Origin of the sequence: Pseudomonas aylmerensis, assembly GCF_001702265.1 — a bacterium.
GTDB classification, from domain to species: Bacteria; Pseudomonadota; Gammaproteobacteria; order Pseudomonadales; family Pseudomonadaceae; genus Aquipseudomonas; species Aquipseudomonas aylmerensis.
Window position 1 is genome coordinate 65,144 of record NZ_MAUE01000012.1, and the last position, 16,865, is coordinate 82,008.

A 16,865-nucleotide genomic window follows, 5' to 3' on the forward strand; every position below is an offset into this window, starting at 1 on the left:
AGAGATGCGTCGCCGGGTGTAGCGCTTTCGCGGGCAAGCCCGCTCCCACATTTGGACCGCATTCTCATGCTGGAACTCGGTCAAGCGTGGGAACGGCCTTGCCCGCGAAGAGGCCCGTCAACCCCACCCAAAAACTCAGAGCGGCGACATTTCCTGCGCCAACCCCAGGAACGCCGCTGGCAGGCGAGCCGATTTTCTTTCCTTGAGGCAGTACAAATACTCCGGGATCTGCGGCGCATTCTCGATAGTCAGCACCCGCAGCTGCGGGTCATGGGGCACTTCCTGGCGGGCAATGATGCTGATACCAATATTGCGCAGCACCGCCTCGCGGATCGACTCCCGGCTGCCGATTTCCAGCAATGGCCCGTAGCTCACGCCCGCGCCTTGCAGCATCTCTTCGGTCAGCCGCCGCGTGGTCGAGCCCGCTTCGCGCATCAACAAGGTGTGCCCGGCCAACGCCGTCAGCGGCACATGATCAAGCTTGGCCAGCGGATGGTTGCGATGCACCGCCAGCACCAGCGGGTCGGTGCCCAGCACGCGGCGGATCAGGCGCGGGTCTTCCAGCAGTTGCGAGGAGGCGGCGACATCGACGCGGTAATCGTCGAGCGCTTCGAGCACTTGCTGGGAGTTGCCGATTTCCACTGACACCTCCACCTGAGGCAGGCGTTCGCGAAAGGCTTTGACCAGGTCGAGAATGTAGTACGGCGCGGTGGCGGCAATCCTCAGCGCGCCCTGGACCTGGCCGCTGTTGCGCAGGAAAAACTCGATGTCGGCTTCCTGCTGCAACAGCGCCTTGACCATCGGCAGCAGGCGCGCGCCCTCGTCGCTGACAGTGAGGCGGCGCCCGCCGCGGTAGAACAGCTCGACGCCGTACTGGCTTTCCAGGTTACGAATCTGGGTGGTGACCGTGGGCTGGCTCAGGCCGAGTTTTTTCGCCGCCTGGGTAATGCTGCCCAGGCGGGCGACCATGAAAAACGCCTTCAACTCGGCACTCAGCACACCACCCTCTCATCGTCTATTTGCGCAACAGGCGCAGGCCATTGAACACCACCAGCAGGGCCACGCCCATGTCGGCGAACACCGCCATCCACATGGTGGCCAGCCCCAGGAAGGTGACCACCAGGAAGATCGCCTTGATCACCAGCGCCAGGGTGATGTTCTGCCTGAGGATACTCGACGTTTGCCGGGAGAGCCGAATGAAAGCCGGAATCTTGCGCAAATCATCGTCCATCAACGCCACGTCGGCGGTCTCGATGGCGGTGTCGGTGCCCGCTGCGGCCATGGCAAAACCGATCTCGGCGCGCGCCAGGGCCGGGGCGTCGTTGATGCCATCACCGACCATGCCGACCCGATGACCCTGGCCATACAGGGTTTCGATGGCTTGCAGCTTGTCGGTGGGCAGCAGGTCGCCCTGGGTCTGATCGATGCCGACCTGGGCCGCGATGGCCTGGGCGGTGTGGGTGTTGTCGCCGGTAAGCATCAGGGTCTTGATGCCCAGCGCGTGCAGTTGCTGGATGGCTTCACGGCTGCTGTCCTTGACCGTGTCGGCCACGGCGAACAGCGCCAGCGGGCCGGATTTGTCGAGCAGCAGCACCACGGACTTGCCTTGTTTTTCCAGGGCGAACAGTTTCTCTTCCAGCTCCGGCGAGCACAGGCCCAGGTCTTCGACCAGGCGGTGGTTGCCCAAGTGGTAGGTCTGGCCATTGATATCGCCGCGTACCCCACGGCCGGCCAGGGCCTCGAAGTTATCCACAGGGTGGCTCGGCAGGTTTTTATCCACCGCTGCGTTGGCAATCGCCAGCGACACCGGGTGGTCGGAACGCCCGGCCAAACTGGCGGCCAGCGCCGGGGCACTGGCCTCGACGTTAGGGAACAGCGCCAGGTAATCGGTTTGCACCGGCTTGCCGTGGGTGATCGTGCCGGTCTTGTCGAGGGCCAGGTAGTCAAGTTTGTAACCGCCCTCCAGGTACACGCCGCCCTTGATCAGGATACCTTTGCGCGCCGCTGCCGCCAGGCCACTGACGATGGTCACCGGGGTGGAGATCACCAGCGCACAAGGGCACGCCACGACCAGCAGCACCAGGGCGCGGTAGATCCAGTCGAACCAGGCGCCGGCCATGAACAGCGGCGGGATCAGCGCCACGCCCAGGGCAAACAGGAATACCGCCGGGGTGTAGACCTTCGAGAAGCTGTCGACAAACCGCTGGGTCGGCGCGCGTGCGCCCTGGGCCTGCTCCACCGCGTGGATGATCCGCGCCAGCGTGGATTGATTGGCCGCTGCGGTGACCTTGTACTCCAGCGAACCGGCCTGGTTGATGGTGCCGGCGAACACTTTGTCGCCCACGGTCTTTTCAATCGGCAGGCTTTCACCGGTGATCGGCGCCTGGTCGATGGTGGATTGGCCAGCGGTGACTTCACCGTCGAGGCCGATGCGCTCGCCGGGCTTGACCCGCACGATCGCCCCAAGATCGATACTTTTAACCTCTAGTTCCAGCCAGCTGCCATCGGCCTGTTGCACGGTGGCCTGTTCCGGAGTCATTTGCATCAAGCCACTGATGGCGTTGCGCGCACGGTCCAGGGATTTGGCTTCGATCAACTCGGCCACGGTAAACAGGAACATCACCATCGCCGCTTCTGGCCACTGGCCAATCAACACCGCACCGGTCACCGCGATGCTCATCAAGGCGTTGATGTTCAAGTTGAGGTTTTTCAGGGCAATCCAGCCCTTTTTATAGGTGGTCAGGCCGCCGCTGAGGATCGAGACCAGCGCCACCACGGCAATCACCCAGGTCGGCGCGGCATGGGTGAAGTGCAGCACTTCGGCGGCCAGCGCGCCGACGCCGGACACCGCCAGCGGCCACCAATGTTTCTTGGCCGGCGGCGCGGCGGCCGGGGCGCCTTCTTCGATGGGGTCGGCCTGCATGCCGATGGATTTGATGGCGTCGATGATCGGCGTGGTGCTCGGCAGATCGTGGGTGACGCCAAGGATCCGGTTGATGAGGTTGAATTCCAGCTGCTGCACGCCGGCGAGCTTGCCCAGTTTGTTCTGGATCAGCGTCTGCTCGGTGGGGCAGTCCATGGCTTCGATGCGGAAGGTACTCAGGCGCGAACCGGCAGTCGGCGCCTCACTCAGTTGCACCACCGCAGGCGCGGGTGCGCCGGAGCAGCAGGAACCGCCGTGGCCGTGGTCGTGCACGGGGGTGAGTTTCTTCGGGCCATGATCATGGTCATGCTTGTGGTCGTGCTTGTGCGGGGTGTGAAGGGAGTCGCTCATCAGGTCGCGTCCGTAAGGTGCCTGTTGCCAAGTAAAGACCCTATAGCCACTATAGGGTCAAGCACCCATTTGGAGATTGCTGCGATGAAGATCGGCGAACTGGCCAAACTGACCGACTGCCCGGTGGAAACCATCCGTTATTACGAGAAGGAAGGCCTGCTGCCGCCGCCGGCGCGCACCGAGGCCAACTACCGCGTGTACACCCAGGCGCACAGCGAGCGGCTGGTCTTTATCCGCAACTGCCGCAGCCTCGACATGACCCTCGAGGAAATCCGCAGCCTGCTGGGGCTGCGCGACAGCCCACAGGACCAGTGCGAAAGCGTGAATGCGTTGATCGACGAGCATATCCACCACGTGAAAGCGCGGATCGACGGGCTGCTGGCGCTGCAGGAGCAACTGCTGGACCTGCGCCAGCGCTGTGGCGGCGGGCCAGAATGCGGGATATTGCAGCGGTTGGAGGTCAGCGGAAGCGTGCTGGCCAGCGAGGCCGAGCCTTCACACGTGGGCCGAAGCCACGGGCATTAACTCAAGCGAACACAGAACCCAATGTGGGAGCAGGCTTGCCTGCGATAGCGGTGTATCAGCACCCGATAGGTGACTGATATACCGCTATCGCAGGCAAGCCTGCTCCCACAGTTCAGACCAAGGCAGTTTTTAAATGGCGACGTCAGCCTTGATGCTCGGATCAGCGTCGTAGCCCACGATCTCGAAGTCCTCGAACTTATAGTCGTAGATCGACGCAGGCTTACGCTTGATCACCAGCTCCGGCAGCTTCTTCGGTGTGCGCGCCAGCTGGGTGCGGATCTGCTCCATGTGGTTGCTGTAGGCATGGGTATCGCCGGTGGTGACGATGATCTCGTGCGGGATCAGGTCGCACTGCTGGGCCAGCATATGGGTCAGCAGCGCCAGTGCGGCAGTGTTGTACGGCAGGCCGAGGAACACGTCGGAGCTGCGGATATACAGCTGCATCGACAGATGACCGTCATGCACGAACGCCTGGTACAGCAAGTGGCACGGCGGCAGGGCTTGCTTGCCGTTGCGCGCGTTTTCCTGCGGGCTCTTGGTTTCGTCGGGCAGGTACTCGACGTTCCAGCCGTGGAACAGGATGCGGCGGCTGTTGGGGTTGGTCTTGAGCGTGTGGACCATGTAGTCGATCTGGTTGATCTTACCGCCGTCCTTGGTCGGCCAGGCGGTCCACTGCTCGCCGTACACCGGGCCCAGGTCGCCGTCTTCGGTGGCCCATTCGTCCCAGATACGCACGCCGTTTTCGTTCAGCCACTTGATGTTGGTATTGCCGCTCAACATCCAGATCAATTCGTTGGCGATGCTTTTGAAGTGAAGCTTCTTGGTGGTCAGCAGCGGGAAGCCGTCGGCCAAGTTATGCCGATACTGACGGGCGAACACGGCCTTGGTGCCGGTGCCGGTGCGATCGCCCTTGGTCAGGCCATTGGTCACGACGTCGTTCAGTAGTTCGAGATATTGCTTCATGTGTTTACCCGTATCGTTGAAGCCGAGACCTCCTGGCCTCGGCGTTCGAATTTAAAGCGCGGTGTTCTTGATCGGCTGTGGACGGTTGTAGGCCCACCACAACAGGCCCAGGCCGCCGAGGATCATCGGCAGGCTGAGGATCTGGCCCATGGTCACCCAGCCCCACGCCAGGTAGCCCAGCTGCGCATCCGGCACGCGCACGAACTCGACGATGAAACGGAAGATCCCATAGAACAGCGCGAACATCCCCGACACTGCCATGGTTGGGCGTGGCTTGCGCGAGAAGATGTACAGAATGAGGAACAGTGCCACACCTTCCAGGGCGAACTGGTACAGCTGCGACGGATGGCGCGGCAGTTGCGCCGGGTCGCTGAACGGTGGGAACACCATGGCCCACGGCACGTCGGTCGGCTTGCCCCACAGCTCGGCATTGATGAAGTTGCCAATCCGCCCGGCGCCCAGGCCGATCGGCACCATCGGCGCGACGAAGTCCATCAGTTGGAAGAACGACTTGCCATTGCGACGGCCGAACCACCAGGCGGCGATCATCACACCGATGAACCCACCGTGGAACGCCATGCCGCCCTTCCACACTTCAAAGATCAGCGTCGGGTTGGCGATGTACGCCGACAGATCGTAGAACAGCACATACCCCAGTCGTCCGCCGACGATGACGCCCATCGACAGCCAGAACACCATGTCGGAGAGCTTCTCCTTGGTCCAGGTCGGGTCGAAACGGTTCAGGCGGCGGGAGGCCAGCAGCCAGGCCCCGCCGATGCCGATCAGGTACATCAACCCGTACCAGTGGATTTTCAGCGGACCGATGGCCAGGGCCACCGGGTCGATCTGCGGGTAAGGCAGCATTGCGACTCCTCGTTAATCATTCGATAGTGCGACCGGACCATGCCCGTGCGCGATTAAGCCTGCGTTACAACAAAAAGTTTAAACCGACGCAAAACAGCAATCCGGCGAACAGCCGCTTGAGCAAACGCGGCGACAACCGGTGTGCCAGGCGTGCGCCGAAGCGGGCGAACACCATGCTGGTCAGGGCGATGCCCAGCAGCGCCGGCAAATACACGAACCCTAGACTATGAGCGGGCAAGAGCGGGTCATGCCAGCCCAGAATCATGAAACTTAATGCACTGGCCACGGCAATCGGCAGGCCACAGGCCGATGAAGTGGCCACCGCCTGCTGCATCGGCACGCTGCGCCAGGTCAAGAACGGCACGGTCAGCGAGCCGCCGCCAATCCCGAAAATCGCCGAGGCCCAGCCGATCACCGAGCCGGCTACGGTCAGGCCGACCTTGCCCGGCACCGTGCGGCTGGCCTTGGGCTTGACCTCCAGGGCCAGTTGCACGGCCACCAGCAGGGCAAACACCCCAATGATCTTCTGCAGATGCGGGCCGGAAATCGCCTCGGCGGTCAGCGCACCAAAACCGGCGCCGATCAGGATGCCCAAGGTCATCCACAGGAAGATCGGCCAACGCACCGCGCCACGCCGGTGGTGCTCACGCACGGCATTCACCGAGGTGAAGATAATCGTCGCCAGGGACGTGCCCACGGCCAGGTGCGTCAGCACCTGCGGGTCGAAGCCCTGCAAGGTAAAGCTGAACACCAGCACCGGCACGATGATGATCCCGCCGCCCACGCCAAACAGCCCGGCGAGCACGCCCGCACAGGCGCCGAGTAGCAAATACAGGAGAAATTCCATGGGAGCCCCCAAACCAAGTCCGGCATGTTAACGGATGGAAGGCATGCGACCCAACTGGATACGATGGAACGCCGCTGCCTGTATGGGTAGAGTGGCTAAAAACACAAAAGGGAATCGCCTGATGTGCCTGATTGTTTTCGCCTGGCGGCCGGGCCACGCCCAACCGCTGATCGTCGCGGCCAACCGCGATGAGTTCTACGCCCGCCCCAGCCTGCCGCTGGCCCAGTGGCCGGATGCGCCAGCTATCTACGCCGGCCGCGACCAGGAAGCGGGTGGCACCTGGCTGGGGGTCAATGCCGATGGGCGGTTTGCCGCCCTGACCAATATCCGCGACCCGCATCAGCCGCCAGCACGCAAGTCACGCGGCGAACTGGTCTCACGCTTTCTCAGCGGATCGCTGCCGATTGACCAATATCTCGCCGACGTTAACGGACGTTCGATTGAATATGCCGGTTTCAACCTGCTGGTGGGCACGCGGGATGCGTTGTGGCATTACAACGCCAACCACACCGAGCCGACGCAGTTGAAGGCTGGGGTGTATGGATTATCCAACGCAGGGCTGGACACGCCGTGGCCCAAGTTGCTCAAGGCCAAGGCAGCACTGAGCGAGTTGCTGGACGATCCGCAGCCGGATGCCTTGCTGGCGATCTTGAGCGACCCGCAGACCGCGCCCTTTGCCGACTTGCCGGATACCGGCGTGGGACTGGCGACCGAGAGCCTGTTGTCGAGCGTGTTTATTGCGAGTCCCAGCTATGGGACAAGGGCGAGTACGGCGTTGATTGTGAATGCCGACGGCACGCGACGGATGGTGGAGCGCAGTTTCGGCCCGCACGGGGGGCGTTTGGGTGAGGTGGAACTGAGTATTTGACGGCGCCTGGATTGGCGCCATCGCCGGCAAGCCGGCTCCTACAGGGGAATGCATTCCAACGGTAGGAGCTGGCTTGCCAGCGATGTCTAGAGGGTCTTGGCAGAAGCCGGGTTGATCATCCGCGTCAGCCCCAGGTTCTTCAGCGCCAACTGCAGCGAACTGTGGATAACTTGCGGGTTGTCGATGGTCATCAACTCCGCCAGCAGGTCCTTGGCCATGCTCAGTTCGACCTGGCGCAGCATCCACTTCACCTTCGGCAGGTTGGTGGCGTTCATCGACAGGCTGTCAAAGCCCATCGCCATCAACAGCACCGCCGCCGCCGGGTCGCCGGCCATTTCACCGCAGATACTCACCGGCTTGCCTTCGGCATGGGCGTCGCGCACCACGTGCTGCAGGGCTTGCAGCACCGCCGGGTGCAGGTAGTCGTAGAGGTCGGCCACCCGTGGGTTGTTACGGTCCACGGCCAGCAGGTATTGGGTCAGGTCATTGGAGCCCACCGACAGGAAGTCCACCTGGCGCGCGAGCTCCTTGGCCTGGTACACCGCTGCCGGAATCTCGATCATCACGCCAATCGGCGGCATCGGCACGTCGGCGCCTTCGTCGCGCACTTCACCCCAGGCACGGTGGATCAGGTGCAGGGCCTCTTCCAGCTCATGGGTGCCGGAGATCATCGGCAGCAGAATGCGCAGGTTGTTCAGGCCCTCGCTGGCCTTGAGCATGGCGCGGGTCTGCACCAGGAAGATTTCAGGATGGTCGAGGGTGACGCGGATACCGCGCCAGCCGAGGAAGGGGTTGTCTTCCTTGATCGGGAAATACGACAGTGACTTGTCGCCGCCGATGTCCAGGCTGCGCATCGTCACCGGTAACGGGTGGAAGGCGGACAGTTGCTCGCGATAAATCGCCAGCTGCTCCTTCTCACTCGGGAAACGCTGGTTGATCATGAACGGCACTTCGGTGCGGTACAGCCCCACCCCTTCAGCACCGCGCTGCTGCGCACGGGCCACATCGGCGAGCAGGCCGGTGTTGACCAGCAGCGGCACGCGATGGCCATCGAGGGTCACGCACGGCAACTCGCGCAACGAATCGAGGCCCAGCGCCAGTTGTTTCTCTTCCTCGACCACCTCGGCGTATTGCTTGCGCAGCACTTCGCTGGGGTTGGTGAAGACTTCACCGCGATGGCCATCGACGATCATGTCGATGCCGTCGACCTTGGAATACGGCAGGTCCACCAGGCCCATCACCGTCGGGATGCCCATGGCCCGGGCCAGGATCGCGACGTGGGAGTTACCCGAACCCAGTACCGAGACCAGGCCCACCAACTTGCCTTCCGGCACTTCGCCGAGCATGGTCGCGGTCAGTTCTTCACTGATCAGGATGGTGTTGTCGGGGTAGACCAGGTTGGTGGTGCGGTCTTCCTGCAGGTAGGCCAGCAGACGGCGACCGAGGTCACGCACATCCGAGGCCCGTTCGCGCAGGTAGGCGTCGTCCATCAATTCGAAACGGTTGACGTGATCGGTGACCACCTGGCGCAGCGCGCCCTGGGCCCACTGGCCGGTCTTGATCACGGTCTTGACTTCGTTACCCAGGGACGCGTCGTCGAGCATCATCTGGTACACGTCGAACAGTGCGCGCTCTTCAGGGCGCAACTGCGTGGCCAGCTTGGTCGACAGGTTGCGCATGTCGGCGCGCACGCCTTCCAGGGCAGTCTTGAACAGTTTGATTTCAGCGTCGATGTCATCGACGGTCTTGTCCGGCACCACATCCAGGTCGGCCGGCGGCAGCATGACCACGGCGGTACCGACCGCCGCACCCGGCGAACCCGGCACGCCGACGAACTTGGCTTCCTGGATGCCCTTGCCCTGGCGCCCCAGGCCGCGAATCGAGCCGGTGGCCTCGGCGTGGGCAATAACCCCGGCGAGCTGCGCGCTCATGGTCACGAGGAAGGCTTCTTCACCTTCGTCGAACTGGCGGCGTTCTTTTTGCTGGATGACCAACACGCCGACAACGCGGCGGTGGTGAATGATCGGTGCGCCGAGGAACGAGGCGTAGCGCTCTTCGCCGGTTTCGGCAAAGTAGCGATACCGCGGGTGATCGGCGGCGTTTTCAAGGTTCAGGGGTTCTTCACGCGTCCCCACCAGGCCCACCAGACCTTCATTGGGCGCCATGCTGACCTTGCCGATGGAGCGCTTGTTCAAGCCCTCGGTGGCCATCAGCACAAAACGGTTGGTCTCGGGGTCCAGCAGGTAAACCGAGCAGACCTGGCTGCCCATGGCTTCCTTGACGCGCAACACAATAATCCCCAACGCCGCCTTGAGATCCTTGGCGGAGTTAACTTCCTGGACGATCTTGCGCAGCGTATTGAGCATGGCTCGGGGTCGAACTCCGTCGTCAGTCGCGCGCTAAAAGGCGCGGGGCAAGCTCTTTGAGAGCGCGACGATAAACCTCGCGCTTGAATGTCACCACCTGGCCCAACGGGTACCAATAGCTGACCCAGCGCCAGCCATCGAACTCCGGTTTACCGGTCAAATCCATCCGCACCCGCTGCTCGTTGGAGATCAGGCGCAGGAGAAACCATTTCTGCTTCTGGCCGATGCACAGCGGTTGGCTGTGGGTACGCACCAGGCGTTGCGGCAAACGATAGCGCAACCAGCCACGGGTACAGGCCAGAATTTGCACATCTTCGCGCTCAAGGCCGACTTCTTCATTCAACTCACGGTACAAGGCGTCTTCAGGGGTTTCATCGGGGTTGATTCCGCCTTGAGGAAACTGCCAGGCATCTTGGTTGATTCGGCGAGCCCATAGCACCTGTCCGGCATCATTCGTAAGAATAATCCCGACATTAGGACGGAAACCATCGGGGTCGATCACGGCAACAACCTCGCAAACGCATGTCGCCGCATTGTTCCACAAAGGTTGCTGAAGCGGCAACGAGGCTTCTTACCTTATGTGCACTCTTGTGAAAAGACCGTATTCTGGACGCCTTTTTACAGACTTTTCAGCGAGTAACTGCAATGCGCCTGGCTTTATTCGACTTGGACAACACCCTTCTCGGCGGTGACAGCGACCACGCCTGGGGCGATTACCTGTGCGAGCGCGGGATTCTCGACCCGGTGGCCTACAAGGCCCGCAACGACGAGTTCTACCAGGATTACCTGGCCGGCAAGCTGGACAACGCCGCCTACCTGAACTTCTGCCTGGAAATCCTCGGCCGTACCGAGATGGCCCAGCTGCAGGAGTGGCACAACGACTATATGCGCGACTGCATCGAGCCGATCATCCTGCCGCTGGCCGTAGAGCTGCTGGCCAGGCACCGCGCCGCCGGTGACAAGTTGGTGATCATTACCGCCACCAACCGCTTCGTCACCGCGCCCATTGCCGCACGCCTGGGCGTGGAAACCCTGATCGCCACCGAGTGCGAGATGGAAAACGGCCGCTACACCGGGCGCAGCACCGATGTGCCGTGCTTTCGCGAAGGCAAGGTGACGCGCCTGAATCGCTGGCTGGAAGAAACCGGGTACACCCTGCAAGACAGCTACTTCTATAGCGACTCGATGAATGACCTGCCGCTGCTGGAGCAGGTGACGCATCCGGTGGCAGTGGATCCGGATCCGAATCTGCGCGCTGAAGCCGAGAAGCGCGGCTGGCCGGTCATCACCCTGCGCAACTGATACCCCTGTGGTGAGCGGGCTTGCCCGCTCACCACAAAAAGGCCTACTTGTCAGAGTAACCGCCTGAAGCCCTAGACCGGCTTGGCCCCCATCAACCCCGCAATCACCACGAACCCCACCAGGCTGACCACCGCCAGCACCAGGGTGAAATTCAAACTGCCGCCCTCGCCTTTGCGCAGGCGATTGAGCCGTGCCACCAACCAGAACCAGGCCAGCGCCGCCACGGTATAGAGAATGCTGGAGCCCAGGATCCAGGTCTGCCCCAGTGGCCAGCCGATCAGGTGCACCAGCCACCAGCCGGTGAATGGCATGCTCAGCAGGCAAATCCCCATCAACAACCATACGAACGCCCACGGGCGCTGCACGGTCACCGCCGGGCCGGCGCTGCGTTTGCGCCAGGCCAGCAGCGCCAGGCCGAGCCCGCTGAGCAGCAGCAGGACCGTGGCGGTGATGTGGATAACTTTCAGGGTGGTCAGGGTTTCCATGTCTCGTCTTCCTTAAAGGCCGCCCCCATCAGCGTAGTCGCTCAACCGAGGAACAGTTTGTAGGCCGGGTTATCACTTTCATCCCAGTACGGGTAGCCGATCGCTTCAAGCGCTGCCGGCACCAGGTGACGCTCGTCCGCCGGAACCTGCAGGCCAGCGACCACACGGCCGTCTGCTGCGCCGTGGTTGCGATAGTGGAACATCGAGATGTTCCAGCGCCCGCCCAATTTGTTAAGAAAGTTGAACAAGGCCCCCGGGCGCTCCGGGAATTCAAAGCGCAGCACCACTTCATCACTGACCTGGGCCGCATGCCCGCCGACCATGTGGCGAATGTGCAACTTGGCCAGTTCGTTCTCGGTCAGGTCCAGCACCGGGAAGCCTTTGCTGGTAAGACTGGCGATCAGCGCGCTGCGCGGGTCATTTTCCGGATGCGTCTGCACGCCAACGAAAATGTGCGCCTCGCTGCCGGAGTGGTAGCGGTAGTTGAATTCGGTGATCTGGCGCTTGCCCACGGCCTCGCAGAACGCCTTGAAGCTGCCCGGCTTCTCGGGAATGGTCACGGCGATGATGGCTTCACGGCCTTCACCCAGTTCGGCGCGCTCGGCCACATGGCGCAGGCGGTCGAAGTTGACGTTGGCGCCGGAGTCGATCGCCACCAGGGTCTGCCCGGTGACGCCACGGGTCTCCACGTACTTCTTGATCCCCGCCACGCCCAGCGCGCCCGCCGGCTCGGTGATGGAACGGGTGTCGTCGTAGATATCCTTGATCGCCGCGCAGATTTCATCCGTGCTGACGGTGATCACTTCATCTACATAGTCTTTGCAAATGTCGAAGGTGTGCTGGCCGATCTGCGCCACCGCCACGCCGTCGGCAAAGATGCCCACGGTCGGCAAGACCACGCGCTCACCCGCGGCCATGGCGGCCTGCAGGCAGTTGGAGTCGTCCGGCTCGACGCCGATGATCTTGATTTCCGGGCGCAGGTATTTCACGTACGCCGCGATGCCGGCGATCAGCCCGCCGCCGCCCACCGGCACGAAAATCGCGTCCAGCGGCCCTGGGTGCTGGCGCAGGATTTCCATCGCCACGGTGCCCTGCCCGGCAATGGTGTGCGGATCATCGTAGGGGTGGATGTAGACGTAGCCTTTTTCGTCGACCAGTTTCAGCGAGTAGGCCAGGGCTTCCGGAAAGGAATCACCGTGCAGCACCACTTTGCCGCCCCGCGAGCGCACGCCTTCGACCTTGATTTCCGGAGTGGTCTTGGGCATCACGATAGTCGCCTTGACCCCCAGCACCTTGGCCGCCAGGGCCAGGCCCTGGGCATGGTTGCCCGCCGACGCGGTAACCACGCCACGCGCGCGCTCCTCCGCCGTCAGTTGGGTCAGCTTGTTGTAGGCGCCGCGAATCTTGAACGAGAACACCGGCTGCAGGTCTTCGCGCTTGAGCCAGACCTTGTTGCCAAGGCGCTCGGAAAGCTGGCGGGCGGTCTGCAGCGGGGTTTCTACGGCAACGTCGTAGACGCGCGAGGTGAGGATCTTTTTGACGTACTGTTCAAGCATCGGCAGGCATCACTGGGCGGGTTGGGCAGGGCCAAGGAGTCTAACCCAGCGTTTGGCCGGGAGACCACACGAATCCCAAGGTTTGTTGGGGTATACTCGCGCCCCTCTTTTACTCCCCGCCCGTTCCGGAGCCCGCATGACCCAGGATCAACTCAAACAGGCAGTGGCCCAGGCCGCCGTCGATTTAATCCTTCCCAAACTCGACGACAAGAGCATCGTCGGTGTCGGCACCGGTTCCACTGCCAACTGCTTCATCGATGCACTGGCCCAGCACAAGGGCGCGTTCGATGGCGCCGTAGCCAGCTCCGAAGCCACCGCCGCTCGCCTCAAGGGCCATGGCATTCCGGTGTACGAGCTCAACACCGTGAGCGACCTGGAGTTCTACGTCGACGGCGCCGATGAAAGCGACGCGCACCTGAACCTGATCAAAGGCGGCGGTGCGGCCCTGACCCGCGAGAAGATCGTCGCGGCCGTGGCCAAGACCTTCATCTGCATCGCCGACGCCAGCAAGCTGGTGCCGGTACTCGGCGCGTTCCCGCTGCCGGTGGAAGTGATCCCGATGGCCCGCAGCCACGTGGCCCGCGAGCTGGTGAAGCTGGGCGGCGACCCGGTGTACCGCGAAGGCGTGTTGACCGACAACGGCAACATCATCCTCGACGTGTTCAACATGCAGATCACCAACCCGGTGGAGCTGGAGACGCAGATCAATGCAATCGTCGGCGTGGTCACCAATGGCCTGTTCGCCGCGCGCCCAGCCGATGTACTGCTGCTGGGCACCCCCGAGGGCGTGAAAACCCTCAAGGCCTGACGCGTTACTCAATGTGGGAGCGGGCTTGCTCGCGAAAGCGGTGTGTCAGTGAAAGATTCTTCAACTGAACCACCGCTTTCGCGAGCAAGCCCGCTCTCACATTGGTCCTGCGGTACTTCAGGGATGGGGTTTCTTGAACACGTAGAACAGGTTCGGCTCGCTGACCAGGTATAACGTGCCCTCGTCATCCATGGCGATCCCCTCGGCCTGCGGCACCCGCTTCTTCAGGCCATGGCGCCCGTTGAGCAGCGACAGGCTGCTCAGCGGGCGACCGTCGATATCCAGCTCCAACACCAGGAAGGACTCATCCGAGAGCGCCAGCAAGTGACCGCTGCGCTCGTCGTATTGCAGGCTCGACAGGTCGCGCACAAACAGCCCGGCGTCACGCTTGGGGTTGTTGATCACATGCACCGAGTAGGTTTTTTCCGGTTTGAAATGCGGGAAGCCGTGGACCTCATAGATCAGCATCGGGTCGCGCTCCTTGGCCACGAACAGGCGCTTGCCGACAGAATCGTAGGCCAGCCCCTCGAAGCCCTTGTTGCCACCCACATGCAAGCCCAGGGTCATCTGTTCCGCATCGGCGGCGTCGAGGAATTTGGTGTCGTCATCCACATGCACCTTGATCAGGCGCTGCTGGCGCTCGTCGCTGATGACGTAGATGTTGTCACTGATGAACTCCACCGCCTCGGCATCGCCAAATCCTACCAGCGGGATACGCCGCAAAATCTTGCCTTGAAGGGACAGCTCGATCAGCTCGGCATTTTTATTGGTGACGGTAAACAGGCTTTTGCGCAGCGGATCGTAGGTGAGGGCCGAGACGTCGTCGTCGAGCCCGTCGATCACCTGGGCTTCCAGGACCACCCGGTAATCGGCCAGGCCGATCGAGCGCTCATCGGTCGGCTGGCGCCAGGCCTGCCAGTTGAACCAGGCGCGCTCGAACAGACGAAAATGCTGCGCAACGGCCCCGGCACTGATCAGGGCGATCAGCGCGAGCACGAAGAATAGAGGTTTGGGGCGGGCAAGTCGGCGCATCGGGCGAGCTCAAAGTCAAAAGTGGCGAATGAATATCACGCCTGTCTGAATTTAAACTTAAACGCACCCCGGTGTCTGGCTAATGCCGCTGATAGAGAAATATCCGACGTAATTTGTCTGCTATTTCTGTTTTTCGAAACGATAAAACAGATTTGGCTCACTGACCATGTACAACGTGCCGTCCTCGTCCATGGTCACCCCCTCCGCCCGTGGAATGGTTTTCTTCAGCCCGTTGAAACCGCCGAGCAGGGTCATGAAGCTGACTTGCTCGCCCTTTTCATCCAGCTCCAGCAACAGGTGGGAGTCGGCCGAGAGCACCAGCAAGTGCCCGGTACGCGGGTCTATAGCCAGGGCCGAGAGGTTGCGCATGTCCAACTCCTTACTCGCCAGCTTTTGCTTATCGCCCGTCAGGGTCTGGCTGCCATCGCTTTTCCAGGTGAACAACGCCGGCGGACGCTCTTCGCCCAGGATCAGCTGCTGGTTGCGCTTGTCCCAGGTGATGCCTTCGAAGGCCTTGTTCTGGTCTTTGGACGGGCCGAGGTCGTACGTCGGGAAATCGGCCTTGTTCAATTGCTGGGTGGTCGCGTCGACCTTGACGATGGTGAGCGTGTGCTGGCGCTCATCGACGACTGCCAGCAGGCCATTTTCCATCACTGTCACGCCTTCCGGATTGTCCCAGCCATTGAGCGGCATCTTGCGCAGCACATCGCCCTGCAGGCTCAGCTCGGCAAGAAAGGGGTTCTTGCCCATCACTGAAAACAGGGTTTTGGTCTGTGGGTTGTAGGAGACGTCCGAAGCTTCGTCCTTCTCCATGCCAGGCAACAACTTGCCATCGATCACCGCATGGTAATCCGGCAGCCACACACTCTCCTGGCGCTCGGCCGGAGTTTCAAAGCGCTCCAGCACCCACAGCAGGCCGCGATCGTCCCAGTGCATGGCCCAGGAAACGCCGTACACGATCGCCCCCGCCAGGAAAAGCCAGGAATACCAGCGCAAGGCAAAGCGAGAACGCGGCTTGGAAGTAGCAGAGGGCAGAGGCACGGCCATTGAACGCTTTTCCGGAAATTCAGCTTTAGGGATTAGCACAGGATCAACGGGCCCGCGCGCTGGAGGCTGAGGATTATCCGGATGGCGTGTGAAAAAAATGCAAAAACTTGAATTTCAGGCTCACACAAACACCTGTGGGAGCCGGGCTTGCCCACGATGAGAGTGGGTCAATCAACACTCAAGGTGACTGACACACCGCCATCGCGGGCAAGCCCGGCTCCCACATTGTTGACCGCGCCTGGTTAGCGAACGCTGCTTTCGAAGCGGTTCACGCCGGTCAGTTCCAGCACCAGCTCATCACCGACATTCAACGGGCCGACGCCGGCAGGGGTGCCGGTGAGGATCACGTCGCCGGCCTGCAGCGAGAAGCAGCCGGCCATGTGCTGGATCATCGGGATGATCGGGTTGAGCATCTGCGAGCTGTTGCCATCCTGGCGCACTTCGCCATTGATGCTCAGGCGGATGCCGATATCGGTGACGTCCGGGAACGTGCTGCCGACCACAAACGGCGCGATCACCGCCGCGCCATCGAAGGACTTGGCGATTTCCCACGGCAGGCCCTTGGCTTTCAGCTCGGCCTGCTTGTCGCGCAGGGTCAGGTCCAGGGCCGGGGCGAAGCCGGAAATGGCGTCCAGCACTTCTTCACGGCTGGGCTTGGTCGACAGGGGCTTGCCGATCAGCACCGCGATTTCGGCTTCGTAATGCACCGAACCGCGCTCGGTCGGAATGCTGAAACCGCCTTCAAGCGGTACCACGCAGCTGCCCGGCTTGATGAACAGCAGCGGCTCGGTCGGCACCGGGTTATCCAGTTCCTTGGCATGTTCGGCGTAGTTGCGCCCGATACACACCACTTTACCCACAGGAAAGTGGATGTTGGTGCCGTCGACATACTTGTGCTGGTAGCTCATGGAACGACTCCTTCAGGGCG

At 62.1% G+C, this 16,865-nt stretch carries 16 protein-coding genes; 4 read left to right on the top strand and 12 right to left on the bottom strand.

All coding sequences use genetic code 11. The features are described 5' to 3' along the window. Window positions 1–135: 135 nt before the first annotated feature. Entirely contained in the window at window positions 136–999 is an 864-nt protein-coding gene (locus BBG20_RS08545) for a LysR family transcriptional regulator (protein ID WP_065902221.1), read from the bottom strand. A 16-nt stretch (window positions 1,000–1,015) separates the two neighbouring features. Further along, window positions 1,016–3,274, bottom strand: a complete 2,259-nt coding sequence (locus tag BBG20_RS08550; protein WP_065902223.1) for a heavy metal translocating P-type ATPase — start codon at window positions 3,272–3,274, stop codon at window positions 1,016–1,018. Window positions 3,275–3,358: 84 nt separating this feature from the next. On the opposite strand from BBG20_RS08550, the gene cadR reads away from it, so the two are divergent. Next, on the top strand, window positions 3,359–3,799 hold the full coding sequence (gene cadR / locus BBG20_RS08555; protein WP_065902224.1) for a Cd(II)/Pb(II)-responsive transcriptional regulator: 441 nt from the start codon (window positions 3,359–3,361) through the stop codon (window positions 3,797–3,799). Window positions 3,800–3,928: 129 nt separating this feature from the next. Here the strand turns inward: cadR and BBG20_RS08560 are convergent, their stop codons facing one another. The 3 genes from BBG20_RS08560 to BBG20_RS08570 all read right to left on the bottom strand — a co-directional run bounded on the left by BBG20_RS08560 (window position 3,929) and on the right by BBG20_RS08570 (window position 6,473). Further along, window positions 3,929–4,762 carry a thymidylate synthase gene (locus BBG20_RS08560; RefSeq protein WP_060753507.1) on the bottom strand — a complete coding sequence of 278 codons (834 nt, stop codon included), beginning with the start codon at window positions 4,760–4,762 and terminating at the stop codon, window positions 3,929–3,931. A gap of 51 nt (window positions 4,763–4,813) precedes the next feature. Next, on the bottom strand, window positions 4,814–5,626 hold the full coding sequence (lgt, locus tag BBG20_RS08565; RefSeq protein ID WP_065902226.1) for a prolipoprotein diacylglyceryl transferase: 813 nt from the start codon (window positions 5,624–5,626) through the stop codon (window positions 4,814–4,816). Window positions 5,627–5,690: 64 nt separating this feature from the next. Then, on the bottom strand, window positions 5,691–6,473 hold the full coding sequence (locus BBG20_RS08570; protein ID WP_065902229.1) for a sulfite exporter TauE/SafE family protein: 783 nt from the start codon (window positions 6,471–6,473) through the stop codon (window positions 5,691–5,693). Window positions 6,474–6,594: 121 nt separating this feature from the next. Here BBG20_RS08570 and BBG20_RS08575 point away from each other — a divergent pair, with 121 nt between their 5' ends. Next, window positions 6,595–7,341 (top strand): NRDE family protein, encoded by a 747-nt coding sequence (locus tag BBG20_RS08575; RefSeq protein WP_065902234.1) that lies wholly within the window; start codon window positions 6,595–6,597, stop codon window positions 7,339–7,341. A gap of 86 nt (window positions 7,342–7,427) precedes the next feature. Here BBG20_RS08575 and ptsP read toward each other — a convergent pair whose 3' ends face one another. Both ptsP and BBG20_RS08585 read right to left on the bottom strand, forming a co-directional pair. Then, a complete protein-coding gene (ptsP, locus tag BBG20_RS08580; protein WP_065902236.1) occupies window positions 7,428–9,707 on the bottom strand; it encodes a phosphoenolpyruvate--protein phosphotransferase in 2,280 nt (759 codons plus the stop codon). Between the two features lie 22 nt (window positions 9,708–9,729). After that, window positions 9,730–10,209 carry an RNA pyrophosphohydrolase gene (locus tag BBG20_RS08585; protein ID WP_003176750.1) on the bottom strand — a complete coding sequence of 160 codons (480 nt, stop codon included), beginning with the start codon at window positions 10,207–10,209 and terminating at the stop codon, window positions 9,730–9,732. 143 nt (window positions 10,210–10,352) lie between these two features. On the opposite strand from BBG20_RS08585, the gene BBG20_RS08590 reads away from it, so the two are divergent. Next, window positions 10,353–11,009, top strand: a complete 657-nt coding sequence (locus BBG20_RS08590; protein WP_065902238.1) for a histidinol-phosphatase — start codon at window positions 10,353–10,355, stop codon at window positions 11,007–11,009. Between the two features lie 71 nt (window positions 11,010–11,080). Here BBG20_RS08590 and BBG20_RS08595 read toward each other — a convergent pair whose 3' ends face one another. Both BBG20_RS08595 and ilvA read right to left on the bottom strand, forming a co-directional pair. Continuing rightward, on the bottom strand, window positions 11,081–11,494 hold the full coding sequence (locus BBG20_RS08595) for a DUF2269 family protein (RefSeq protein WP_065902240.1): 414 nt from the start codon (window positions 11,492–11,494) through the stop codon (window positions 11,081–11,083). Between the two features lie 41 nt (window positions 11,495–11,535). Then, a complete protein-coding gene (ilvA, locus tag BBG20_RS08600) occupies window positions 11,536–13,050 on the bottom strand; it encodes a threonine ammonia-lyase, biosynthetic (protein ID WP_065902242.1) in 1,515 nt (504 codons plus the stop codon). Window positions 13,051–13,186: 136 nt separating this feature from the next. On the opposite strand from ilvA, the gene rpiA reads away from it, so the two are divergent. Then, on the top strand, window positions 13,187–13,858 hold the full coding sequence (rpiA, locus tag BBG20_RS08605) for a ribose-5-phosphate isomerase RpiA (protein WP_065902245.1): 672 nt from the start codon (window positions 13,187–13,189) through the stop codon (window positions 13,856–13,858). A gap of 117 nt (window positions 13,859–13,975) precedes the next feature. On the opposite strand, the gene BBG20_RS08610 is transcribed toward rpiA, so the two are convergent. The 3 genes from BBG20_RS08610 to BBG20_RS08620 all read right to left on the bottom strand — a co-directional run bounded on the left by BBG20_RS08610 (window position 13,976) and on the right by BBG20_RS08620 (window position 16,845). Beyond that, window positions 13,976–14,890 (bottom strand): SdiA-regulated domain-containing protein, encoded by a 915-nt coding sequence (locus BBG20_RS08610; RefSeq protein ID WP_065902246.1) that lies wholly within the window; start codon window positions 14,888–14,890, stop codon window positions 13,976–13,978. Window positions 14,891–15,010: 120 nt separating this feature from the next. After that, window positions 15,011–15,937: an SdiA-regulated domain-containing protein gene (locus BBG20_RS08615; RefSeq protein ID WP_065902248.1), complete on the bottom strand. Its 927-nt coding sequence runs from the start codon at window positions 15,935–15,937 to the stop codon at window positions 15,011–15,013. Window positions 15,938–16,179: 242 nt separating this feature from the next. After that, a complete protein-coding gene (locus BBG20_RS08620; protein ID WP_065902254.1) occupies window positions 16,180–16,845 on the bottom strand; it encodes a fumarylacetoacetate hydrolase family protein in 666 nt (221 codons plus the stop codon). Window positions 16,846–16,865 lie beyond the last annotated feature (20 nt).